The sequence below is a fragment of the Streptomyces sp. 1222.5 genome (assembly GCF_900105245.1).
Taxonomy (GTDB): Bacteria; Actinomycetota; Actinomycetes; order Streptomycetales; family Streptomycetaceae; genus Streptomyces; species Streptomyces albidocamelliae.
This window is the reverse complement of sequence record NZ_FNSZ01000001.1, coordinates 8241090-8262757: the sequence shown is the minus strand read 5'-3', so window position 1 is coordinate 8262757 and position 21668 is coordinate 8241090. Positions and strand designations below refer to the sequence as shown.

At 73.2% G+C, this 21668-nt stretch carries 25 protein-coding genes and 1 pseudogene; 9 read left to right on the top strand and 17 right to left on the bottom strand.

Features of this window, described 5'->3' with window-relative positions:
* Window positions 1-176 precede the first annotated feature (176 nt).
* Window positions 177-314: a hypothetical protein gene (locus BLW57_RS41655; protein WP_176985869.1), complete on the bottom strand. Its 138-nt coding sequence runs from the start codon at window positions 312-314 to the stop codon at window positions 177-179.
* 33 nt (window positions 315-347) lie between these two features.
* Here BLW57_RS41655 and BLW57_RS37480 point away from each other — a divergent pair, with 33 nt between their 5' ends.
* Complete coding sequence (locus tag BLW57_RS37480; protein WP_093480119.1) at window positions 348-860, top strand: GNAT family N-acetyltransferase; 513 nt, start codon at window positions 348-350, stop codon at window positions 858-860.
* Between the two features lie 72 nt (window positions 861-932).
* Here the strand turns inward: BLW57_RS37480 and BLW57_RS37475 are convergent, their stop codons facing one another.
* From BLW57_RS37475 to BLW57_RS37445, 7 genes are all read right to left on the bottom strand, one after another.
* Window positions 933-1793 (bottom strand): oxygenase MpaB family protein, encoded by an 861-nt coding sequence (locus tag BLW57_RS37475; RefSeq protein ID WP_093480118.1) that lies wholly within the window; start codon window positions 1791-1793, stop codon window positions 933-935.
* Window positions 1794-1905: 112 nt separating this feature from the next.
* Window positions 1906-3060, bottom strand: coding sequence for an MFS transporter (locus tag BLW57_RS37470; RefSeq protein ID WP_093481110.1), 1155 nt, complete (start codon window positions 3058-3060; stop codon window positions 1906-1908).
* Window positions 3061-3104: 44 nt separating this feature from the next.
* Window positions 3105-3671, bottom strand: a complete 567-nt coding sequence (locus BLW57_RS37465; protein WP_093480117.1) for a Chromate resistance protein ChrB — start codon at window positions 3669-3671, stop codon at window positions 3105-3107.
* 34 nt (window positions 3672-3705) lie between these two features.
* Window positions 3706-5175 carry a glycosyltransferase family 39 protein gene (locus BLW57_RS37460; RefSeq protein ID WP_093480116.1) on the bottom strand — a complete coding sequence of 490 codons (1470 nt, stop codon included), beginning with the start codon at window positions 5173-5175 and terminating at the stop codon, window positions 3706-3708.
* Window positions 5172-6008 carry an undecaprenyl-diphosphate phosphatase gene (locus BLW57_RS37455; protein ID WP_093480115.1) on the bottom strand — a complete coding sequence of 279 codons (837 nt, stop codon included), beginning with the start codon at window positions 6006-6008 and terminating at the stop codon, window positions 5172-5174. Before BLW57_RS37455 ends, BLW57_RS37460 begins: the two co-directional genes overlap by 4 nt.
* Before the next feature lie 102 nt (window positions 6009-6110).
* Entirely contained in the window at window positions 6111-7328 is a 1218-nt protein-coding gene (locus tag BLW57_RS37450; protein WP_093480114.1) for a glycosyltransferase family 4 protein, read from the bottom strand.
* Window positions 7325-7981: a DedA family protein gene (locus tag BLW57_RS37445; protein ID WP_256339713.1), complete on the bottom strand. Its 657-nt coding sequence runs from the start codon at window positions 7979-7981 to the stop codon at window positions 7325-7327. Before BLW57_RS37445 ends, BLW57_RS37450 begins: the two co-directional genes overlap by 4 nt.
* A gap of 129 nt (window positions 7982-8110) precedes the next feature.
* Between BLW57_RS37445 and BLW57_RS37440 the strand changes: the two genes are divergently transcribed.
* The 3 genes from BLW57_RS37440 to BLW57_RS37425 all read left to right on the top strand — a co-directional run bounded on the left by BLW57_RS37440 (window position 8111) and on the right by BLW57_RS37425 (window position 10382).
* Window positions 8111-8500, top strand: coding sequence for a BlaI/MecI/CopY family transcriptional regulator (locus BLW57_RS37440; protein ID WP_093480113.1), 390 nt, complete (start codon window positions 8111-8113; stop codon window positions 8498-8500).
* A 15-nt stretch (window positions 8501-8515) separates the two neighbouring features.
* Window positions 8516-9454, top strand: coding sequence for a M56 family metallopeptidase (locus tag BLW57_RS37435; RefSeq protein ID WP_093480112.1), 939 nt, complete (start codon window positions 8516-8518; stop codon window positions 9452-9454).
* Window positions 9455-9866: 412 nt separating this feature from the next.
* Window positions 9867-10382, top strand: coding sequence for a hypothetical protein (locus tag BLW57_RS37425; RefSeq protein ID WP_093480110.1), 516 nt, complete (start codon window positions 9867-9869; stop codon window positions 10380-10382).
* Window positions 10383-10523: 141 nt separating this feature from the next.
* On the opposite strand, the gene BLW57_RS37420 is transcribed toward BLW57_RS37425, so the two are convergent.
* A complete protein-coding gene (locus tag BLW57_RS37420; protein ID WP_073895967.1) occupies window positions 10524-10694 on the bottom strand; it encodes a DUF5670 family protein in 171 nt (56 codons plus the stop codon).
* Between the two features lie 497 nt (window positions 10695-11191).
* Between BLW57_RS37420 and BLW57_RS37415 the strand changes: the two genes are divergently transcribed.
* Together BLW57_RS37415 and BLW57_RS37410 are read left to right on the top strand one after the other, a co-directional pair.
* A complete protein-coding gene (locus BLW57_RS37415; RefSeq protein WP_093480109.1) occupies window positions 11192-11776 on the top strand; it encodes a sigma-70 family RNA polymerase sigma factor in 585 nt (194 codons plus the stop codon).
* The gene (locus BLW57_RS37410; protein ID WP_093480108.1) at window positions 11773-12522 is read left to right on the top strand and encodes an anti-sigma factor; all 750 of its coding nucleotides are present in this window, start codon (window positions 11773-11775) and stop codon (window positions 12520-12522) included. The genes BLW57_RS37415 and BLW57_RS37410 overlap by 4 nt, the downstream gene beginning before the upstream one ends.
* A 295-nt stretch (window positions 12523-12817) precedes the next feature.
* Here the strand turns inward: BLW57_RS37410 and BLW57_RS42655 are convergent.
* From BLW57_RS42655 to BLW57_RS37375, 6 genes and pseudogenes are all read right to left on the bottom strand, one after another.
* Window positions 12818-13071, bottom strand: a pseudogene (locus BLW57_RS42655) (ornithine decarboxylase); the annotation flags it as partial.
* A 29-nt stretch (window positions 13072-13100) separates the two neighbouring features.
* A complete protein-coding gene (locus BLW57_RS37395; protein WP_093480107.1) occupies window positions 13101-13373 on the bottom strand; it encodes a hypothetical protein in 273 nt (90 codons plus the stop codon).
* Window positions 13374-13605: 232 nt separating this feature from the next.
* Entirely contained in the window at window positions 13606-14085 is a 480-nt protein-coding gene (locus tag BLW57_RS37390; RefSeq protein WP_093480106.1) for a DUF3618 domain-containing protein, read from the bottom strand.
* The gene (locus BLW57_RS37385) at window positions 14082-14453 is read right to left on the bottom strand and encodes a phage holin family protein (RefSeq protein WP_093481108.1); all 372 of its coding nucleotides are present in this window, start codon (window positions 14451-14453) and stop codon (window positions 14082-14084) included. The genes BLW57_RS37390 and BLW57_RS37385 overlap by 4 nt, the downstream gene beginning before the upstream one ends.
* A gap of 252 nt (window positions 14454-14705) precedes the next feature.
* A complete protein-coding gene (locus tag BLW57_RS37380; RefSeq protein ID WP_306822913.1) occupies window positions 14706-15158 on the bottom strand; it encodes a phosphatase PAP2 family protein in 453 nt (150 codons plus the stop codon).
* Window positions 15159-15312: 154 nt separating this feature from the next.
* A complete protein-coding gene (locus tag BLW57_RS37375) occupies window positions 15313-15720 on the bottom strand; it encodes a hypothetical protein (RefSeq protein WP_093480104.1) in 408 nt (135 codons plus the stop codon).
* 85 nt (window positions 15721-15805) lie between these two features.
* Here BLW57_RS37375 and sigJ point away from each other — a divergent pair, with 85 nt between their 5' ends.
* The gene (gene sigJ / locus BLW57_RS37370; RefSeq protein ID WP_093480103.1) at window positions 15806-16744 is read left to right on the top strand and encodes an RNA polymerase sigma factor SigJ; all 939 of its coding nucleotides are present in this window, start codon (window positions 15806-15808) and stop codon (window positions 16742-16744) included.
* A gap of 105 nt (window positions 16745-16849) precedes the next feature.
* On the opposite strand, the gene BLW57_RS37365 is transcribed toward sigJ, so the two are convergent.
* On the bottom strand, window positions 16850-17854 hold the full coding sequence (locus tag BLW57_RS37365) for a mechanosensitive ion channel family protein (RefSeq protein ID WP_256339710.1): 1005 nt from the start codon (window positions 17852-17854) through the stop codon (window positions 16850-16852).
* A gap of 699 nt (window positions 17855-18553) precedes the next feature.
* On the opposite strand from BLW57_RS37365, the gene BLW57_RS37360 reads away from it, so the two are divergent.
* Together BLW57_RS37360 and BLW57_RS37355 are read left to right on the top strand one after the other, a co-directional pair.
* Complete coding sequence (locus BLW57_RS37360; RefSeq protein ID WP_093480102.1) at window positions 18554-19453, top strand: PD40 domain-containing protein; 900 nt, start codon at window positions 18554-18556, stop codon at window positions 19451-19453.
* Window positions 19454-19658: 205 nt separating this feature from the next.
* Window positions 19659-20912 carry a cysteine desulfurase family protein gene (locus BLW57_RS37355; RefSeq protein WP_256339709.1) on the top strand — a complete coding sequence of 418 codons (1254 nt, stop codon included), beginning with the start codon at window positions 19659-19661 and terminating at the stop codon, window positions 20910-20912.
* A 239-nt stretch (window positions 20913-21151) separates the two neighbouring features.
* Here BLW57_RS37355 and BLW57_RS37350 read toward each other — a convergent pair whose 3' ends face one another.
* Window positions 21152-21571 (bottom strand): helix-turn-helix domain-containing protein, encoded by a 420-nt coding sequence (locus BLW57_RS37350; RefSeq protein ID WP_306822914.1) that lies wholly within the window; start codon window positions 21569-21571, stop codon window positions 21152-21154.
* Window positions 21572-21668: the final 97 nt, after the last annotated feature.

Genomic DNA, 21668 nt, shown 5'->3' with positions numbered 1-21668 from the left:
TACGCGGGTGAGGTTCGACGGTGAGACACCCGGGACGAACGGATGGTTGTGCGGTGAACGGCGGATGAACGAGGGGACGACCGCCGCTTCGGGAAGGTCTCCCGCGTGGGCGGTCCGGTCCTGCCCGCGCCTCCTTGCCAGCCCGCTCTCGGTATGGTTGCGGGGTTCGTGTTCGGTCAGGAGTCGAGGATCAGGGAGGTGAGGTTGACGACCGTGTCGAAGGCCACCGTGCGTGCCCGGGTCTCCCTCGCGTCCTGGGCCGTGGCCTGATCCTGTCCGCCCTCGCCCAGAGCGTGAGCTCGCGGGGAAACCACACGAACATCTCCTGAAACGGATCTCCCATCGTCATGGGCAACACCTGGACCACGCGCGCCGAGACCGGCGCCGACATCGCCGCCGTCCGCGACATCAACCTCGCCGCCTTCCCCACCCCGGCGGAGGCCGATCTCGTCGACGCCCTGCGCGCCGACCCGACCGCCTGGATCGAGGGTCTCTCACTCGTCGCCGTGGACGCGGCCGGCCGCCCGGTGGGCCACGCCCTGCTGACCCGCTGCCACATCGACGACGTACCCGCCCTGTGTCTGGCTCCGTGCGCCGTCCGGCCCGAGCATCAGCGCACCGGTGCGGGTGCGGCGGCCGTCCGCGCCGCCCTGGCCGCGGCGAGGTCGGCGGGCGAACGCCATGTGGTCGTCCTCGGGCATCCCGCCTACTACCCCCGGTTCGGCTTCACCCGCGCTTCCGCCCACGGCATCGGCCTGACCATGGAGGTCCCCGACGAGGCTCTGACGGCCCTCGGCCTCGACGCCGGCCATCCGCTCCCCGGCGGAACCGTCCGCTACGCCGCTCCGTTCGGCATCTGACCCCACCGTTGCCGCGCGGGTACGTGAGGACACCCGCGCGGCAGCGGCAGCGGCCGCGGCTGGGTTCGCCGGTCAGTCGGTGTGGCGCTGCGGCGGCGGGGTCATGGCCCAGCGGATGGTTCTGGTCAGTGCCTGGCCGGCGGGGCGTACCGCGAGGTCCTCGAGGACGGGGATGCGGGGCAGCAGCAGCATGCTCCGGGCCCAGGACGGGAGCAGTGCGACGGCGTTGGCGGCCAGGCCTGCGTAGAACGGCCGGGCCATGAGGGGGAGCGGCGGCTGGAGCAGCAGGAAGCGTGCCGCGGCTCGGGCCTCCCCGGTGGCGCGCAGTTCGGGCCGGTAGGCGGCGAGGCTGCGCGTCAGTCCTCGGAGGTCGCGGGGCGGGTCGGTCACGCCGAGCGACTCGGCGATCCGCGCGGTGTCGGCGACGTAGGCGTCGCAGGCGGCGGTGTCGAGCGGGCGGGCCCCGTAGTGCTGGTGGGCGCGCAGGAAACTGTCCGTCTGGGCGGCGTGCACCCAGCCGAGCAGGTGGGCGTCGGCCGCGTGGTACGCCGATCCGTCGCCCGTCCGCCCGCGGATCCGTTCGTGGATGGCGCGGACGTGGTCGACCGCTCCCTGGGCGTCCTCGGCGGTGCCGTAGGTCGTCACGGCGAGGAAGGTGCTGGTGCGCTGCAGTCGGCCCCACGGGTCGCCCCGGTAGCCGGAGTGGGCCGCGACGGCGGCCATGGCGAGGGGGTGCAGGGACTGGAGCAGCAGGGCGCTGATCCCGCCGATGAACATCGACGCGTCACCGTGGACCGTGCGGATCGGACGGTCGGGGGCGAACCAGCGCGCTCCGGGGGTGCCGTGGATCCGGGCCCGGTTCACCGGCCCGTCGGGGCCGGCGACCCGGTGGAACAGGGCTCTGCCCAGGTGTTCACGCATGTCCGTCAGCATGGTGGCCTCCCGTCCTGCTGACAGTGTCCTGCGCCGAGGCGTGTCCTGGGGAGCGGGCGAGCCGGCCGGGTATGCGGCCGGGCGGCGCCCGTACCCCTGACGCCCGTACCCCCTAGGTCTCCGTCTTGTACGGCGTCGCCGTGGTCCGGCGGTGGGCCAGCTGGAGTGCCGCGCCCGATGCCAGGAGGACCGCGAGGACGGCGTAGCCGTGGGTGAGCGTGGTGGACGTGGCGACGGCGGCCACCAGCAGCGGGCCGCCCGCGTCACCGAGTTCGCGGCCGAGTTCCGCCGCGCCCATGGTCTGGCCGATCCGCGCGGCCGGGGTGGCGGTGGCCAGGGAGGCGAAGCCGAGCGGGGTGATCAGGCCGGTGCCGGCGCCGATCAGGGCGGCTGCCAGGAGCACGCCGGTCAGGCCGGGCAGCATGGCGCAGGCCAGGCCGACGGAGGTGGTCAGCAGTCCGGCGGCCAGGCCGGCGCGGGTGGTGAGGCGTCCGTCGTCCAGCGCCCGCCCGGCTCGGGGCTGCACCAGTGCCGCGCAGGCGGCGAGCACGGAGACGGCGGCGCCGGTGGCGACGGTGCCGAGACCGGCGACCCGACCGGAGACCGGCAGGAATCCCACCCCGACCGACAGGGCGGCGGTCGCCGCGGCGAGGGCCGCGGTGGGGGCGAGGAAGGAGGTGTCGGCCAGACGGCGGGCCAGGTCGAACACGGTCTGCCGGGCCTTGGGCAGCGGCGGTACGACGGGGACGGCGAGCGCGGCCCACACGGCGACCGCGGCGCCGAGCACCGCCAGGATGGCGAACAGCAGCCGCAGGCCGCCGGCCCACACCAGGACGCCGCCGAGCAGGGGGCCGAGGGTGTAGCCGATCGACTTGTAGAAGCCGTAGCTGCCGAAGGCCCGGCCGTGCTTGGCGGCCGGGTTGAGCCGGGCGACCAGGGCGGAGGCGGACGGCGAGAACGCGGAGGCGGCGGCGCCCTGGCCGAGGCGGGCCGCCCACAGCCAGCCGGGGCTGTCGGCGACGGTGTACAGCGCGGAGGCCACGGCGAAGGCGATCAGCCCGCCGACCATGACGGGGCGGCCCCCTACGCGGTCGGCGAGGGTGCCGAAGACCGGCTTGAGGACGACCTCGGCGCCGTCGTACAGGGCGAGGAGTCCGCCGAGCACCAGCAGGGAGGTGACCGCGTCGGTGGCGTCACTGCCGAGGCTTGCGGCGATGCCGTGCGCGCCGAACGCCGTGGTGAACCCGGCGGCGTACAGCGGCCACATCTGCGGGGCCGGCGCACCGGCGGCCTGTGCACCGGTCGAGGCGCTCACTGCTCGCGCACCGGGACCTGGTGCAGGGCCGCGAGAACGCGTTCGGCGTAGTCCTCGCAGGCGGCGGCGCACTGCTTGAGCCGTTCGCCGGCGTCGGCCGCCTCGGGTGCGCCGAACACGTCGCGCGCGGTCAGGTCGCGGTGCCAGCGCCGCAGCCGCTCCATCGACTGCTCCTCTTCCTCCAGGTCGGCCAGGGTGAACTTCCGGTTGCGGATCTCCTTGGCCAGTTCGGCCTCGAACTTGCCGCAGTCGGCCAGGAACTCCGCCCAGTCCTCGGACCGTGCGGCGGTGAACATGGCCTGGAAACGGACCGCGTCCTCGGGGCCGCGCCCGGCGGCGCTCAGGGTCACGGCCTGACCGCCGGACTCTTCGGTCAGGGTGAGGGCCCGGGCGGTGCCGTCGGCGAAGGCCGGAACGTCGGGTACGGCCCACACGCCCTGGCCGAGCGAGAGCGCGCCGATCTTGCGCAGCTCACGCCATACGGCCACCCGGTGCCGGGACGGCTCGGCGGGCAGTTTGATCACGAGGATGAGCCAGCGGATTCCGGATACCTTGCTCGACACATCTGTGAATGTAGCAGCGGTTACATCTTTCAGGTCATCGAGGCGTGTATGCCGTCAGCTTGGTGCCGGGAAGCCGGTGCTTCTTCCAGTGGCGGGCGTAGTGGGGTGGTCCGGAGTGGGCCCTGGTGAGGGCGGCGGCGGGTACGCGGGCGGCCCGGTGCAGCAGGGCGTGCGCGCTGGTGTTGCGGTTGTTGCCGCCGACGTTCGCCGAGGCGCAGCCCGCGTAGTAGCCGACGGGCGGCGCGAGTTTGCCGCTGACCACGCACGGCGGGCTGAGCCCGAGGCGGCGCAGGTCGCGCGCGGCGGTGCGGTACTTGTCGGCGGTGGCGCGGGCGTCGGCCGCGTTGCGGTCGAGGACCTCGTACTGCGCGGACAGGTGCAGGCCGAGCAGGAGGACCGCCGCCGCCGCGACCAGGCCGCGCGCGCGGGGCGGGCGGACGGCGCGCAGCGCGTGTGCGGCCAGGGTGGCGAGCGGCAGGGAGAGCAGGGCGTAGGCCGGCAGCAGGAAGCGCGGTGCGGAGTAGTCGATGAGCAGCAGGTACGGAACGCTCAGCGCGGCGGCGCAGGCGACGGGCAGCAGGGTCACGGCGAGGTGCCGCCCGGTGCGCCAGGCCACGGCGCAGGCGATGAGGGCGAGGGCGGGCAGGGCCAGCCACCACAGGGTGAGTTCGGGGTGGCCGAGCCGCACGGTGCAGGGGCGGCACAGCAACGGGCCGTTGAGGCTCTGCCAGGCCAGGCCGCCCGCCCAGTGGGTGCCCATGCCGCCCTCGGTGGCGCTGGAGGCGTGCAGCCGGGCGCCGATCCCGCCCCAGCGTACGTACGCCTCCGTGACCCACTGGGCGCTGCCTGCGGCGAGGCCGGCGGCCACGGCGAGCGCGGGCGCCGCACGCCGCCGGCCGGGGACGATCGCGCAGGCCGCGAGCAGGGGCAGGGCGAGCCAGACGCCGTCGGAGAAGCGGAAGCAGGTGGCGGTCGCGACCATGGCCCCCAGGCCGAGCAGGTACCGCCGTCGCGCCCAGGAACGTACGACGCGCAGGAGGCAGCCGACCGCCGCCACCGCGGACAGGGCCACCCACAGGTTGGGCATGTCCTGCGGCCCGTACAGCACGGTGGTCCACAGACCGGCGAACAGCAGCGCGGCGAGCGCGGTCCGCCTGGGGCCGATCAGCGGCTGCCAGATGCGGTAGGCGCCGTACAGGGCGGCCGCGGACAGCAGCGCCAGGACGATCCGGAGCGCGGTGGTGGAGCCGGTGACGGCCAGCACGGGGGCCGCCAGGAAGCTGATGCCGCGCGAGCGCGGGGCGCTGAAGTAGGCGGCCGGGTTGCGTGGGTCGACCTGGGACAGGTACACGGTCTCGTCCCAGCCGAGCCCCAGGTGCGGGACCACGAGGACGAGCTGGGCCAGGGCGTAGGCGGCGGCGACGAGCGCGAGCCACGGGACCGGGCGCGACGGGCGGGCCCCGGCGGCGGGGCGCGGCCGGGTGAGCGTGTCCAGGATGGTCATGCGGTGAGCACCCCGCTTCCCAGCAGGCCGAGCAGTAGCACGCCGACGGCGATCCGGTAGACGACGAAGGCGCTGAAGGTGTGCCGGGCGACGAATTTCAGGAGCCAGGCGATGGAGGCGTAGGCGACGACGAAGGACACGGCGGTGCCCACGGCGACCGGCAGAGGGCTCATTCCGGCGCCGAGCGCGTCCTTGAGCTCGTACAGGCCGGCGCCGGTCAGCGCCGGGATGCCGAGGAAGAACGACAGCCGGGTGGCCGCCACCCGGTCGAGGTCCAGGATGAGCCCGGTGGACATGGTCGCCCCGGAGCGGGAGAAACCGGGGAAGAGCAGCGCGAGGACCTGCGAGGAGCCGACCAGCATCGCGTCCTTGAGGCCGGTGTCGTCCTCACCGCGCTTGTGCCGGCCCAGCCGGTCCGCCACCCACATCAGACCGGATCCGGCGATCAGCGAGCCGGCCACCACCCACAGCGAGGCGAGCGGGCCGGCGATGAGCGGCTTGGCCGCCAGACCGACGGCCACGACGGGCAGGGTGGCGTAGACGACCCACCAGGCGAACTTGTAGTCGTGGCGTCGGCGCTGCTCGGGGTCGACGATGCCGCGGCCCCAGGCGGAGACGATCCGCACGATGTCCTTGAAGAAGTACACCAGCACCGCGGCGATGGCGCCGACCTGGATCACCGCGGTGAACCCGACGACGGCCGCGTCGTCCACCGGGATGCCCATCAGCCCCTCGGTGATCTTCAGATGGCCGGTGGAGGAGACCGGGAGGAACTCGGTCACTCCCTCGACGATTCCCAGGACGGCTGCCTGGCCGATGCTGATCGCGCTCATGGAACCATTTCTGCGGTGGGCGGACATGTGCTGCTCGGGAGGGCACGGAACGGGGCTCGTACCCAGCGGTGCGCGGTTCAGACGCCCTCGTCAGGGGTGTGATCAACCGCGCAGTCGGCGTAGCACACGGCCGGCCCGGGCGCGCCAGCGGGCCTTGTCGCGCTGCCGGCCGCGGGACCGGCGCGTGGCGGTGAGCTCGGCGAACAGCTCCTCGTAGACGGCCGCGATACGAGCCGGGTCGAAGCGGTGGGCCGCGGTGCGGGCGGCCTCGCCCATGCGCCGGCGGCCGGACTCGTCGGCCATGAGGTGGCACAGCTCGGCCGCGAGCGCCTGCTTGTCGCCCATGGGCACCAGACGGCCGTCGACGCCGTCTTCGATGATCTCGGCGGGACCGAGCGGGCAGTCGGTGGCGACCACCGGCACGCCGCACCGCATCGCCTCGACCAGCGTCATCCCGAAGGACTCGGCGTCGGAGGCGGAGGCCACGATCGACGCCCGGACGAACACGTCCTCGATGGGTGAGACCACTCCCATCAGGGCCGCCTGGTCGTCCAGTCCCTGTTCTTCGATCAGCCGCAGCAACCGTTGCTTGTCGGTGCCCGCGCCGTAGATGCGCAGGGACCAGTCCGGGAACTTGCCTGCGACCTCGCCGAAGGCCTCGACGAGCAGGTCGAACCGCTTGGCCGGCACCAGCCGTCCGGCCGCGGCGATCACCTTGGCGCTGCCGTCGGCGGGCGGGAGGCCGGGGTCCGGCACGCAGTTGGGGATGGCGAGGGTCCGCACGCCGGGCAGCGGCATCCGGGACCGGTAGACGGCGGCGTCGGCCTCCGTGGTGGTGACCACCGCGTCCAGGTCGCGGTAGTGCCGCGCGAGGTGGGCACGCAGTTTCTTGCTGTGGGAGTCGTGGGTGAGGTGTTCCTGCGCGATGCGCAGGGCGCGCGGCGAGCCGAAGCGGGCCAGGTAGACGTTGACACCGGGCCGCGTTCCGATCAGTACGTCCGCCTCGCAGGCCCGCAGGTACTCCTCGGCGCGCCGGTCGGTGAGGCGGCTGTACTGCTTGTACCGCTTCTCGGCAGCGGGGAAGACCTCGGCCGGCTGGTGCAGCAGCGGATCGGCCGCGTCGGCGCCGTGCTCGCGGGTGTCGACCAGGGGCACCACCGTCACCCTGGGGTCGACCGCGAAGCGGGGGCGGGCGCGGTGGCGCAGCATGGAGACGATCGTGACCTCGTGCCGGCCCGCGAGTGCGGCGGCCAGGTTGAGCGTGGTGCGGACGGTGCCGCCTATCCCGTAGACGTTGTGGATCAAAAACGTGATCTTCACGCTGCTTCCTCCCCGTTCGGCTCCGTGGTCGTGTGGGCGCGGCGCCTGGAGCGGAGCATCTCCAGGGCCAGCGGCAGGAGGGACACGGCGACCAGCGCGCCGACCAGCGGCAGCAGGTAGTGATCGACGTTGGGGACGCTGTTCCCCAGGGCGTAGCCGGCGAGCACCAGGCCCACCGTCCACACCAGTCCCCCGGTGATCTGCCAGAGGGCGAAGGTGCGCGCGGGCACCTGCGCGACGCCGGCCAGCGGGTTGAGCACGGTCCGTACCACCGGGATGAACCGGGCCAGCACGATCGCCTTGCCGTGGCCGTACCGGGTGAGCAGCGCCTCGGCCTTGGCCACACCGTCCAGCAGGTGCCGGTTGCGGCTGCGGCCCAGCAGGGCCCGTCCGGCGCGGCTGCCGATGAGGTATCCGGTCTGGGCGCCGAGCAGTGCCCCGGCCACGGCGGCGGCGAGCACGCCGGGCAGCGACAGGTGGACGCCCGAGGCTCGGGTGGTGCACAGCAGGCCCGCGGTGAACAGCAGTGAGTCGCCGGGCAGGAAGAACCCGATGAGCAGCCCCGTCTCGGCGAACAGCACCAGGAAGACACCCGCGGCCCCGACGGTCGTGAGGAGCGAGGTGGCGTCGAGCACGTTCAGGGCCTGGGTCACCCGGCGGTCCTTTCCTGCCCGCGCTGTCCTTCGGACCTGAGCGCGTGGCACACTCGGAAGACGGCATCTTTTACACCGCCGTAGAAGTTCTACACGACTGTAGAAGATGAGGGAGAGATCGACAAACCCATGACCCCGGATGCCCATGAGCGAGTCCCCAAACGGGCCAACGGCGAACGAGAGGCGGAGGTCCTCGATCTGCTGCTGCGCGCCGACGGCGCGCTGACGCCCGGCGAGGTGACCGAGCGCCTCGGCGGTGAGCTGACCTACAGCAGCGTGGTGACGATCCTCACCCGGATGCACGCCAAGCAGCTGCTCGACCGCACCCGGCGCGGCCGCGCCTACGCGTACGCCCCCGTCACCGACGACCCCGGCTTCGCCGCCCGCCGCATGCGCACCGTCCTGGAGGAGCGACCCGACCGCGAGGCCGTCCTCGCCCGCTTCGCCGACAGCCTGTCCGCCACGGACGCCGACCTGCTCCGCCAGCTGCTCGGCCCCGACCAGGACGACGACCGGTAGGAAGAGCCCACCCGGATGCGCATCGCCGTCTACCTCCCGCTGCTGCTCCCGCTGCTCGCCCCGCTCGGCGCGCGGATACTCTCCGAGCGGTGCGAACCCCGCCTGGCCACCTGGCTGCTCACCCTGTCCGCCCTGGTGCTCGCCACGGCCAGCACCATCTCGCTGGGACTGCTCGCCGTCACGGGGCTCATCCGCATCCCGGCGCTCGCGGGACTCGGTCACTGGTCGGTGCACACGGCGCAGCACGACGACCCCACCGAGCTGTCCGTCGCCCTGGTCGCAGGCCTGCTGCTCGGCGGTGCCGCGGTCACCGCGGCACGCATGCTCTGGCGTCGCGCGCGCTCGCTGGCCACCGCCGCGCTGCGGGCGGCATGCATGCCCGCGCCCGACGACGGCCTGGTCATCGTCGAGGACGAGACCCCGGACGCCTACGCGCTGCCCGGCCTGCCCGGGCGTGTCGTCGTCTCCACCGGCATGCTCCACACCCTCAACACGTCCGAGCGCGGCATTCTGCTCGCTCATGAACGCGCCCACCTGGCCGCACACCACTATCTCTTCGTGGCGCTCGCCCAGTTGGGCGCCGCCGCCAACCCGCTGCTGCGTCCGCTGGCCACCGCCGTGACATACACCATCGAGCGCTGGGCCGACGAACACGCGGGCACGGTCACCGGCGACCGCGTCCGCGTCGCCCGCACCGTGGGCAAGGCCGCGCTGGCCGCACACGACACGGTGGCCCGCGCCCCCGGAGCCGCCATGGGCATCCTCGGCCGCCGCGGCCCGCTGGCCGGCGCCGGGCCCGTGCCCCGCCGGGTCGCCGCCCTGCTCGCCCCTCCCCTCGGCCGACACCCCGGGCTCGCCGCCGCGACCGTGGCGATCCTGGCGGCCGCAACCCTGTCCACCGCCGAGGCGGCCCACGATCTGCACGTCCTGCTGGAGGCCGTGGGCGCGTCGTAGCCCGTCGGCGGGGCGGAGGACGGGCCCCGCGCCACAGGTCACGGGTGACTCGGCGGGTTCTTCGGGGGGCGAACGCAGGCTGCTATAGATGGCAGCGCGCCTCGGCCGCACGACCGCCGCGACCGAGCAGGAGCCCGGAGGGTTTCGTATGCCCCACTGCGACGTCCACGGCTGGGAGAACGGCAGCGCCGGGGGTATTACCGAGTGCAACTCCCCATGCGGAGCCTTGCCTCCCTAGGGCACGCCACCGCCAGCGGCACGGTGATGCCGACCGGTCTGCTGCACGAGAATCCGGACATGATCGTCGTCGGGCAGCGGATCCTCGAACCCCGAGCCAGCCGGCTGTGGCAGGAGATGGCGGCGGCGGAGTCTGCTCGGCCGGCTGCTGCCGAGCGACGCCGTCGTCACCATCTTGAGCCGTGAGATCAATGCCGCCGCCCGGGGCGGGGCCCGCTCCGGAAGCCGGGACGACGCCCGGGCGAACGGACTGTGGGAGCACCTTGTCGCGGATCTGGACTCGGTGCCCGAACGGGAGCGGGAGCGGCTGCGCCGGGTCGGCGCGCTGCGCGGGCACAGCGTCGAGGACACCCACCCGCCGACCCACCTGCGTCAGCAGTGCCCGCTCGTCGGCGAGCCCGTGCCGGCGACCGTCACCTGCGACGAGGAGACCACCCGTGCCATCGCGGCGGAACTGGCGGAGGCCCGGCGGAAAGTGGCGCGGCAGGTCCTGCGCGACGGTGTGGCGCGCTCAGCGCGGCAGTGGATCGACGACTGTCCGGGCGCGATCACACCGGTTTGCAGGCTCCCTGAGCCGACCGTGCGCCGGAACCGCCTGCGCAGCGGCCCCGTAGAACTTGGAGGCGCAGGTTCCACTGCTGATTCCGCGGGGCCGCCGCTCTGCTCGCCTACCCCGCGGTGCGTCCGATAGGCCCGCCTCCCACCCATCGGGACCGATTTCATCCAGCCGTCTCTGCCGTGCCGGATCTCCACGCGAGTGAGGCCCGGCCGTGTCCGGCCGGGCCTCACTCCTACTTCCCTTGCGGCGCGCTGCGGTGCCGAGCGCCCGCCTCTACCAGCGGTACCAGCGACCCTTGCGGCCGCCACTGCCGGCCGGCCGGACCACGAAGCCCAGCAGCCACAGCACCAGCACGATCACCGCGATCCACCACAGCGCCTTCAGTGCGAAGCCCGCGCCGAAGAGGATCAGAGCCAGAAGAAGAACCAGAAGCAGGGGAACCATTGTTATCAACCTCCTGGCCACCGAATGCCCTTACTTCGCCCCTACAAGCACACAAAATATGAGTTATTTTCACGGGACGCGGGGCATGGGGGTGGGTCGCGCTGTTCCCCTTTCTCCCGCATCCCGCGTGCCACACCTCCGCGGGCGTGGATCATGCCTTGAGAAGGTCCGGGCCAAGGCCGAGCAGGCAGTCGGCGAGGCCGCCCAGGCAAGCCGGACGCGCCACGGGCAACGAGGCGCTGACTGCCAAGGGACGCGCGGCCGGGGCCGCGGGCAGGGTCCGTGAAGCGAAGGAGTCGGCCAAGGGCGTCGGCCACCGGCGGATTCCCGTGCGCCACGGGGGCGGCTCCGAGCATCGGGGCCGCCCCCGTCGCATGCCGTGTGACCTCCTCCGGCGCGGCACCAGGAGGACGATTCCCGACGGACCAATCCGGGCGGCGCCTGGTACCGGATTACGCGGGCATGTTGTGGCTTGTCGCACCCGTGAGAGGAACGTTGTGAAGGAAGCCGTGTTCATCGGCAGGAAGCCCTCTCCCGGGCCTGATCTGCAACAACTGCTGCGGGAGGTGGCCCTGGGCGACCACGAGGCGTTCGCCGCGCTCTACGACGCGGTGGCCGGCTCCGTCCTCGGAGTCGTCCGCGCGGTCCTGCGCGACCAGGCACAGTCGGAAGAGGTCGCCCAGGACGTCCTGGTCGAGGTGTGGCGCACCGCTCCCCGCTACCGAGCCGAGCGCGGGTCGGCCATCAACTGGATCCTGACCGTGGCGCACCAGCGGGCGGTGGACCGGGTCCGCTCGGTCGAGGCCGCCGCCGCACGCGACACCAAGGCCGCCCTGCTGGAGCGGACACCGGCTTACGACGAGGTGACCGAGCAGGTCGAGAGCCGCCTGGAGCAGGAGCAGGTACGCCGCTGCCTGCGCACCCTGACCGAGCTGCAGCGCCAGTCCGTCACCCTGGCCTACTACCAGGGGCTCACCTACCGGCAGGTCGCCGAGGCGCTGGCGCTGCCGCTGGGTACGGTCAAGACCCGCCTGCGGGACGGTCTCATCCGGCTCCGCGACTGCCTGGGGGTGACCGCATGAGCGTCACCGATCTGCACAGTCTCACCGGCGCCTACGCCCTGCACGCGCTGCCCGACGACGAGCGCGCCGCCTTCGAGCACCATCTCACCGGCTGCGAGGCGTGCGAGCAGGAGATCGCCGAGTTCACCGCGACAGCGGCACGCCTGGCCCTGGCGGCCACCACGCCGGTCCACCGCGCCATGCGGGATCAGGTTCTCGGCCGCGTCACCACCGTGCGCCAGGTGGACCCCGACGTCGCCCGGGCCGAGCAGGTCCGCCGCCTGGTGCCGCGGTGGCGCGGGCCGGCCCGGTGGGCGCTGGCCGCGAGCGTCGCCGCCGCGGTCGCGTTCGGTGGCACCGCCGCATGGCAGTACGAACGCGCCCAGGACGCGCACCGGCAGGTGGTCCGGGCGCAGCGGCACGCCGACGAGCTGGCCCGTGTGCTGGCGGCTCCCGATGCCCGGAGCCGCTCGGCGAAGGTGGCCGGAGGCGCGGGAACGCTGGTGGTGTCCGCCGGACGCGATGAGGCCGTGTTCGTCGCCTCGCGCATGCCGGCCCCGCCGCACGGCAAGGTGTACCAACTGTGGTTCGCCGACGGCGGGAAGATGCGCTCGGCCGGGCTGATGAACCCCGGCCGCAGCAGTCAGGCCGTCCTCATGGAGGGAGCGGTCGGCCGGGCCTCGGGCGTCGGCATCACCGTCGAGCCGGCCGGGGGATCCGAGCAGCCGACCTCCGCACCCCTCGCTCTGCTGCGAATGCCGGCCTGACCACAGGGGAGGCAGCCGGTCCCCCGGCCGCCTCCCCGCTCCGCGGCGCCCGCGGACTCGTCCGACCGTGTCAGTCGGCCGCCGGTGCGGCCACCCTGATCGTCTCGAGGTCCGGGGAACCGGCGTCGGGCAGGTTCATGCCCGCCTGCCGCCCGGTGGACGGACAGCACAGCACCGGTTCCGTGAGGCGTTCACCGGGCAGTACGGCGGGAATCCCCGGGGGGGTAGGGCGTGATCATCTCCGCTGCCACGCGCCCCGCGGCCGCGGCCGTCGGCACGTGCTCCGCCGGCCCGAAGAACGCTCGGCGTGGACGGCATCCGCCAGCAGCTTCTCGGCCCGTTCCAGCACCCGTCCACGGGTGAGCCGGTCGTCCGGACCGCCCGAGGCCAGGACGTCGCCGAGGAAGACGCCGTCACCGAGGATCTCCCGCAGGAGGGATCGGCGCCGCGTGCCTGTTTGTGTCCGGGTGGGCTGAACGACGTCTGCCGAGTGCGACCGTACTCGACGAGCGCTTCGAGAACGGGTGCTCGGGTGTGGTCGACAGCCATGGCCGCACGGGTTCCCCGGGCCGTCGGTGTCACTCGGGCGGCTCCGGACGCGTCCGGACCTGCTGCCAGTAGCCGTACACGTGCTGTTCCGCCTCCAGCACCGGGGAGAAGGCGTCGTCCGGGACTCCGGCCGCGGACGGCGCGCCGTGCACCGTGCCGGAGGTGAGGCGGCGGCGCAGCCGCCGGACGGCGCGGGCGGTGGGGCTCAGGCCGCCCTGGTGGAGGGCCGCGGCGCGGGCGACCAGGACGACGGCGACGACCGCTGCGGCCATCAGAGCGGTGGAGGCTTGCTGATCGGACATGAGGTGGGCGTCTTTCGTCGGGTGCTGATCGCAGGGGCAGGGCCGGGTGTCGGTACCGGCAGGACACGAGGGCCGGGATCCGTACCGGCCAGGTGGGAGGGCCGGGTGTCCGTACCCGTCAGATGCGGGTATCCCTGCCGGCCCTCCTCCATTCCTGTGCGCGCCGGCCATGGCGGGGAACGCCGGGGCCGGCCGACCGGGCCGCGGGCGAGACGGGTCGCCCGCGGCCGGCTCATCCCTTCCGGCGGCAGGCCAGCCACACCACGGCGGCCACGCCGGCGGCCGCGAGCAGCACGTTGCGGTTGTCCCGCGCCGCGCGTGCGCCCCGGGCCGTCTTCTGCCGTACCGGTTCGGGTGCCTTCTCCTCCCACAGCTGACCGGCCCGGGCCGCCTTCGTCCGGGCCTGCTCCGCCGCGCGGGAGGCCTTGTCCTTCACCGGGTCGGGCAGACTGTCCTGCGCCTGCTGCGCCAAGTCGGCAGCCTTGGCCTTCAGTTCACCGGCCTTGAGTGCGGCCTGCACCTTCAACTCGCCTGCCTTCGTGGCGACCTGTTCCTTGACCTCGGCGGCTTTCTCCTGCGTGCGCGCCTTGACGTCGGCCTTGGCAGCGAGCGCTTCGACGGTCTGCCCGAGTTCGGTCCGGGTCTGCTCGACCTGCTCGCGCAGTTCCTCGGGGCTGGAGGCCGAGGGCTCGTCGTGGGGCGGCTGGGTCATCGGTGCGCACTCTCCTTGATCGTGGCCACATCGGCCTTCACGTTCTCGACGGTCTTCTCGGGCGCGGGCGGCGCGGCCTGGTCGACCTGCTTCTTTCCGCTCATGGCCATCACCGCGGCGATCACACCCAGCACCGCGGTGACGATCAGTGCCGCCGCCCACACCGGCAACGGCACCGCCAGCGCGGCGATGGCGGTGGCGACCAGCGCTTCCAGCATCAGGAAGCCGACGACGCCGGCGCCGCCGAACAGGCCACCCCCCTTGCCGTAACGCTTGCCCTTCTCCTTCATCTCCGCCTGCGCCAGCCTCAGCTCACCCCGCACCAGCTCCGTCAGCTGCTGCGACGCCCGCTGCACCAACTCGCCCACCGGCTCCTGACCTGAGCGGTCCACACTGCCTTCGGATGCGGTGTCGTGCGGCTGCGTGGTCGACACGGCGTCACCTCCGTTCCTCTGTGATTCCGCAGGCCGGGCTGGAACCCTCGCCCGGCCGTCCGACGAGCGCGCGAGTACCCCGAACGGGCGAGTCAATCGTCGCTCGGCGTCCCGGACGGGACGGAAGCCCGATGCGGGACTCGACCGGCGTGCCGGAAGGTCCGCGCGAGGGGGTGGGTGGCCGCCCTAGGCCCGGTGGCGCGCTGTCGGACGCGGAGCTCGATGCGTGAGCCAGGCGCCGGCCAGGCCGATGACGGCACCGCCGGCGACGTCGGTCGGATAGTGCGCACCGCTCTGCACCCGTTCGAGCGCGACCAGGGCGGCCGGCAGCGCACATACGGCCCCGGCGGCGGGCCAGGCCGACGCCACGGCCGCCGTGAAGGCCACGGCGGCCGCGGTGTGACCGGACGGGAACGACGACGAGTCGGGGCGGTCGTCCACCTCGTCGTGGGGGAACCATTCCTTCGGCGGCCGAGGCCGGTCGGCCAGCCGCTTGCCCAGGCCGTTCGCGACGAGCTGGCCGAGGAGCAGGGCGGTCAGGCCGGTCACCGCCGCCCTGCGGCCGCGCCGCCCGCCCAGCCATGCCATCGCGACGGCGGCGCCCCACCACAGCTTCGTGCTCTCGGCGGCTTCCTCCACCGCCGACAACACCCTGCCGACATCAGGGGGAATGTGTGCGGCAGCCTGTTTGGCCAGCGACCGATCAGCGTCGTACAAACCCGCCGGAATCCTCATGAGAGGCGGGTATCCCGAGGTCACCGCCGTATGCCTGGCCCGTCCGTCGCTCGGGGGGCTACGGCCTGTCCCCCGCGCGCCCGGGCAACCGGGCGGCGAGTGCCTGCCCGAGCGCCAGCACGCTCAGGGCGAACATCGTGACTCCCAGCGGCACATGGAGCGACGGCATGTGCGCTATGCCCAACACCACCTGCACGGAGGCGAGTACGAGGAAGCCGGAGGCGTGCAGGACGGGACGGGGCGACCCTCCGCCCGGCTTCCACGCCAGGACCGCGGCAAGCACGTACAGCATCGACGCGCCGTACATCACGCGCGCCCCGACACCGTGCAGCACCTCTCCGTGGGACGAGGAGAGCAGCACTCCGGCGGTGACCGCCTGGAAGAAGATGCACAAGGTCTGCAGGGCGATCGCGACCTGAAGGAACGTAAGGCCGCGCTGTTCGGCCGTAGTCCGGGTGATGGCCATGGCGTGGTCCCCTTCTCTGCCTCACGGCGGTGATCGGTAGTGTCTCGGTGGTCCGACGACGCAGGCCCGGAAAATGTGAGGCGACATGAGCACCCCACCCGAGCAGGGGCACGACGGATCCGGGCCGGGGACGGCCGTCGGGGAGCGGCGCCAATTGGTCAACGTCGCCTATCGGCTGCTCGGTTCACTGACCGAGGCCGAGGACGCGGTGCAGGAGGCCTACGCCCGCTGGTACGCGATGTCACGGCAGCAGCAGGAGGCCGTCCGGTCGCCCGGCGCCTGGCTGACGACGGTGGCCGGCCGTGTCTGCCTGGACCTGCTCGGCTCGGCGCGGGTCCGGCGCGAGCGCTACGTCGGCGAGTGGATACCCGAGCCGCTGCCCGACCGTACGGAGTGGATCAGCGGGCCGGCGGGCGGCGACGGGGCCGACCCGGCGGACCGGATCACCCTGGACGAGTCGGTCGACATGGCCTTCCTCGTCGTGCTGGAGTCGATGACGCCGGCCGAACGTGTGGCGTTCGTCCTCCACGACGTCTTCCGGTACTCCTTCGCCGAGATCGCCGAGATCGTCGGCCGTACCCCCGCGGCCTGCCGGCAGCTGGCGTCCTCCGCCCGCCGCCGTGTTCGCGCCGCACAGGCACCGGCGGTCCCGAAGGCCGGGCAGGCCGGTCTCGTGCGGCTCTTCAAGCAGGCGTGGGAGGCACGGGACATGGAGGCCCTGGTGGGCCTCCTCGACCCGGACGCCACGATGGCCGCCGACGGCGGCGGGATGGTCGGCGCCGTCCGCCGCCCGGTCGAGGGCAGCGACCGCATCGCCCAGTACCTGATCCACATCGCCACCCTCGCCCCCGGGCTGACGCTCCTGGAGCGGACGGTCAACGGCCGGCCCGGCCTGGTCGCCCAGCGCTCGGGCGTCACCGTGACCGTGGCGGCCTTCGACCTCACCGGCGACCGCATCACCCGCATCTGGGCGGTCCGCAATCCGGAGAAGCTCCGCCCGTGGACGGAAGACGGTCGGAGCTGACCTCTCCCTGTCCGCGAGCGGCGAGGGGGTGGGACCCGGCGGACCGCCTACGACCGGGCACCGACGGCCACCCCGCTCAGGGGATGTGCGGGAACGGGCGCGCCCTCAGCGCGTGGGCGACACGCCCTCGTCCGCGGAGTCGTCGGTGCGCAGCCAGATGGTGCGCTGCGGGAACGGGATGTCGATCTCGGCGGCGTCGAGGGCGTCCTTGGCCCGGCGGCGCAGTTCGCGGGTGACGGCCCACTGCTGCAGGGGGACGGTCCTGGCCGCGATACGGACGACCACCCCGTCGGCGTCCAGTGACTGCACGCCCCACACGGTGGGGTCCTCGAGCAGCAGGTCGGTGAAGGCGGGGTCCTGGCGCACGGCGCGTCCCGCCTCCTCCAGCACGCGGTAGACGTCGTCGAGGTTGGCGTTGTAGGCCACGGCGACGTCCAGGACGGCGCGGGCCCAGTCCTGGCTGTCGTTGCGGACGCGCAGGATCTCGCCGTTGCGGATGTGCCACAGACCGCCGTTGAGGTCACGCACATGGGTCAACCGCATACCGACGTGTTCGACCTCTCCCACGGCTTCGCCCAGATCGACCGAGTCACCGACTCCGTACTGGTCCTCGATCATGATGAGCAGCCCGGACAGGTAGTCGGCGACGAGGCTCTGCGCACCGAAGCCGATCGCCAGGCCGACCACGCCGGCGCTGGCCAGGAGGGGCCCCAGGGCGATGCCGACCTGATCGAGGATCATGGCCGTCCCGATCAGGAACAGCACGATGGTCACCGCGCTGCTGAGCACGGAGCCGATGGTGCGGGCCCGCTGCTCACGTCGCTGCCGGGCGCGGGAGCGGTCGCGGTGGAGGACGGCGACCCCATGGTCCGAACGCGGCCGCCGTGCAGCGCCGTCGCCGCCCGAGGGCTCCAGGATGTGCTGGACGACACGCGTGATCGCCCGCTTGGCGACCGAGCGGACGACGGCCAGGACGACCACGATGAGCGCGATGCGCAGCGGGACTTCGACCCAGGCCGCGGCGTGCTCACGCATCCAGCCCGGCCACGCGACGGCGAGCCTGTCGGCGGCGACGGGACCGGTCGGTTCGAGCGGGTTCGGTGTCGGCACAGTGCCTCCGTTCTTCGAATGGTTCACGATTCACCGGCCGTGCCTACCCCGTGTCACACGGATCATGATCGCCGAATGCGGCCGGATCGTTCCGCATGGCCCGGGCGGCGGGGCGAGGACACCGGCCCGGACTGCTGTTCCAGGGGTGAACGGGGGAACTCCCACGGCCCGTCGGATCACGCTGCTCTGGGTGAGGTCGTCAGCGTGACAGGGGGCGCGAACGGTGCATTTCGGCACAGTGACGGCAGCCCTCCGCCTCTGGCCGCACTCTGTTCCGCACCGCCTTCCACCACGACATGGACGCCGCCGACGGCACCTACGGCCGGAGCGCCTTCATCAACGACTTCCTCGCGTTCATGTCGGGCCGGCACCGCTCAGCCCTCTTCGATCCACTCCTCGCGGACACGTGAGCGGCGTCCGGACAGCCCTCCGTGGACCTGGTCGGGCCCGGCCCACGGCCGCCGCGCCCGTCCCGTGTGACAGCGGCGTACGGAACCTGTCACAGGGCGCGTACCACCGGGCACCGTCGCTTCCCTGCCGCTCCGCCCGGTGGGATCTTTACCGCCCGGAGCGGCCCGCGGGGGGCCGCCGGGAGGAGACGGGGTGGACACCTTGACGTACCGACGGCACCGCGACGGAAGACCCGCCGGAAGGATTCGGAGCATCGGTGGATCCGGAGCGAGCGGCACGACACGGCGCTTGCGGGCGACGGTCGCGGCCACGGCGCTCGCCATGGCCGTACCGCTGACCCTCGGCGGGGCGGCGGACGCGGGGGCGGCTACGGACCACTCGATCGTCTTCGCCCGCTACACCGCGACCGCGCCGGTCGAGGACCTGTACGCGATCTCCCCCGGTGGCGGGGCGCCCGTCGCGCTCACCCACACCGCCACCGTCAGCGACGTGATGCCCAGCTGGTCCCCGGACGGGAAGCGGGTGGCCTTCGTCCGCTACGGATCAGGGGGCGCCGTCGACGGCATCTGGACGATGAAGACCACGGGCGGCGGACTGAAGGCCGTTCCCGGCACCGAGGGCGCCTCCGACCCGGCGTGGTCCCCGGACGGCAAGCGCATCGCCTACGCCAAACCGGTCGGCACCCAGCGCGAGATCTACGTGGCCGACATCGACGGCTCTCCGGCCGTTCGGCTCACCCACACGGCGGCGGACGATCTCCACCCGACGTGGTCGCCGGACGGCAAGTACCTGGCGTTCAACCGTGCGGACGCGAGCGGGCACAGCAGGGTGATGCGGATCCGGCTGTCCACCCTGGCGCAGACACCGGTCACCGGGTCCGGATCGCACGACTGGACGCCCGACTGGTCTCATGGCAACCGCATCGCGTTCAGCCGCGTGGACTCCTCCGGCTTCGCCCGTCTCTACCTCGTCCGCCCCGACGGCACCGGGCTGCACCGCATCACCGCGTCCCGCCGCAACGACAAGAACCCCTCGTGGTCGCCGGACGGCAAGCGTCTGGTCTTCACCCGGGGCGGTGGCGACGACGCGGACCCCGAACACCTTTATCTGGTGCGGGCCGACGGCACCGGCCTGACCCAGCTCACGAAGACCGACTCCCACGACCTGGAGGCGGACTGGCGTCCGTGAACCCCTCGTCCGGAGCGTGAGTGCAACACCCGGGCGCCATCCGGGTGTTGCGTTCATGGACGGGTCCGCCCCCGGGGCGGCCCCGCCTCGCCGGGGCGGGACACACTCGGCCCGTCGGCAGGGAAATCCCCGAGCAGTCCTCCAAGATCCGTAATGGTGTGAGGGAGCCGTGGCCGTAGCGCGCCACCCTCACCTACGCTGTTCCATGGATCCACGGAGGATGACGGTGGAGGGCACCAGCACACCTGCGGTCCGCCTCGACGACGGCATGACCGGCCGGGGCGACGCCGCCGCCATGCTGCCGCCGTTCCCCGGGCCGCCCGACGGACCCGTCTACCTGGACTACAACGCCACCACGCCCGTCGACCCACGGGTCGTCCAGGCGATGATCCCGTACCTGACCGGCTTCTTCGGCAATCCCTCCAGCAGCCACCCCTACGGCGCCGAGCCCCGGCGCGCGCTGGGTGAGGCCCGGGCCCGGGTCGCCGCCCTCATCGGGGCCCGCACCGGCGAGATGGTCTTCACCGGCTCCGGTTCGGAGGCCGATCTGCTCGCACTGCGCGGCGCGGTGCTGGCCTCCGGGCGCTCACGGCCGCATGTGATCACGCAGGCCACCGAGCACCCGGCCGTACTGGAGAGCTGCCGGTCCCTGGAGCGCCTGCACGGAGCGCGCGTCACCGTGCTGCCCGTCGACGGCGACGGGCAGGTCGACCCGGCCGCGCTGGCCTCCGCGCTCACCGAGGCGACGGTGCTGGTGTCGGTCATGGCCGCCAACAACGAGACGGGCGCCCTCCAACCGGTCACCGAACTCGCCGCCCTCGCGCACGAACGCGGGGCTCTCTTCCACTGCGACGCGGCCCAGGCCGCGGGGAGGATCCCCCTCGACGTCGGCGAGCTGGGCGTGGACCTCCTCACCGTCGTGGGGCACAAGATGTACGCGCCGAAGGGCGTGGCCGCGCTCTATGTGCGCGACGGCGTGCGGCTGGAGCCCGTGGTCCACGGCGGCCCGCAGGAGCAGGGGCTGCGGGCCGGCACGGAGAACGTCGCCCTGGCGGTCGCCCTCGGCGCCGCCGCCCGTATCGCGGCCCATGAGCTCGACGACGGCACACCGGACCGGATCGCGACCCTGCGCGACGACCTCCATCAGCGGCTGAGGACGGCACTGCCCGGCCGCGTCCATCTCAACGGCCCCGAGAAGGCGCGCCTGCCGAACACCCTGAACGTCCGCATCGACGGCGTGCTCGGACACGAACTCCTCGCCGCCGCGCACGGCATCGCGGCCTCGACGGGTTCGGCCTGCCACAGCGGCACCCACACCCCGTCGCCGGTGCTGACCGCCATGGGACTCGAACCGGCCCGCGCGCTCGGGGCGTTGAGGCTGACGCTGGGCCGCTGGTCCACGCCCGCAGGCATCGAGACGGCTGCCGACGCGCTCATCGAGGCGGTTGCCCCGCACTGACCAGGCTCGGCTGGACCGTCGACGCTCCGCGACCGTTTCCCCGCCCGCGCCGTCCGTGACCGACCGGCCGTCTCGGCGGCGCCACGGGTTCTGTCGGTGTCATCACCACCGCCCTACTGGACGACCCCGTCGTACTGCTCACAGCGCTGTGCGTCCACGGCGCCGCGCCGGGCGCCGTCGTCCACGTCATCGCCCGCCAGGCCGTGGGACGGGAGGAGCCGCTGACACCCCGCGTGGCGTCAGCGGTCGTCGGCCCCCGGGTCGCCGTGGGCGGTGTCGTCAGGGGCGGTGTCGTTCGGTCCCAGCCGTACGCAGCACTCCCCCGGGTGCGGGGCGAGGACGGCCTCGACCCCGTTGACCTCGAGGCCGTCCAGGTACCCGCTGAGGAAGGCCTGGTTCATCCCGCAGACCAGGTCCGGAGCCTTCGCGGCCAGCGGGTGGAAGGGGCAGTTGCGCAGCCGCAGCCGGGTGGGGGTCTCCCGGACGGGCTCGTAGCCGTACGCGTCGAGCAGGCCCTCGCACGCGGGCAGCCCACGCTCCGGGCCCAGACGGCCCGGGCGGGTCTCCTCCCGTGCGGCCGCGCCCAGCTCATGGCCACGCCGGCCGGCGGTCCGTACCGCGGCCTGCTCCGCCTTCTCGTCCGCGCCCTCGGTCAGCACCCCGCTCCTTCGACCTGACGACTTCCTCGCGCTCACCGGCGCCGCCCGCTGACGGGGAGAGGTGTCGGACCGGGCCCCCGCACCGCCGTGCAAGGGG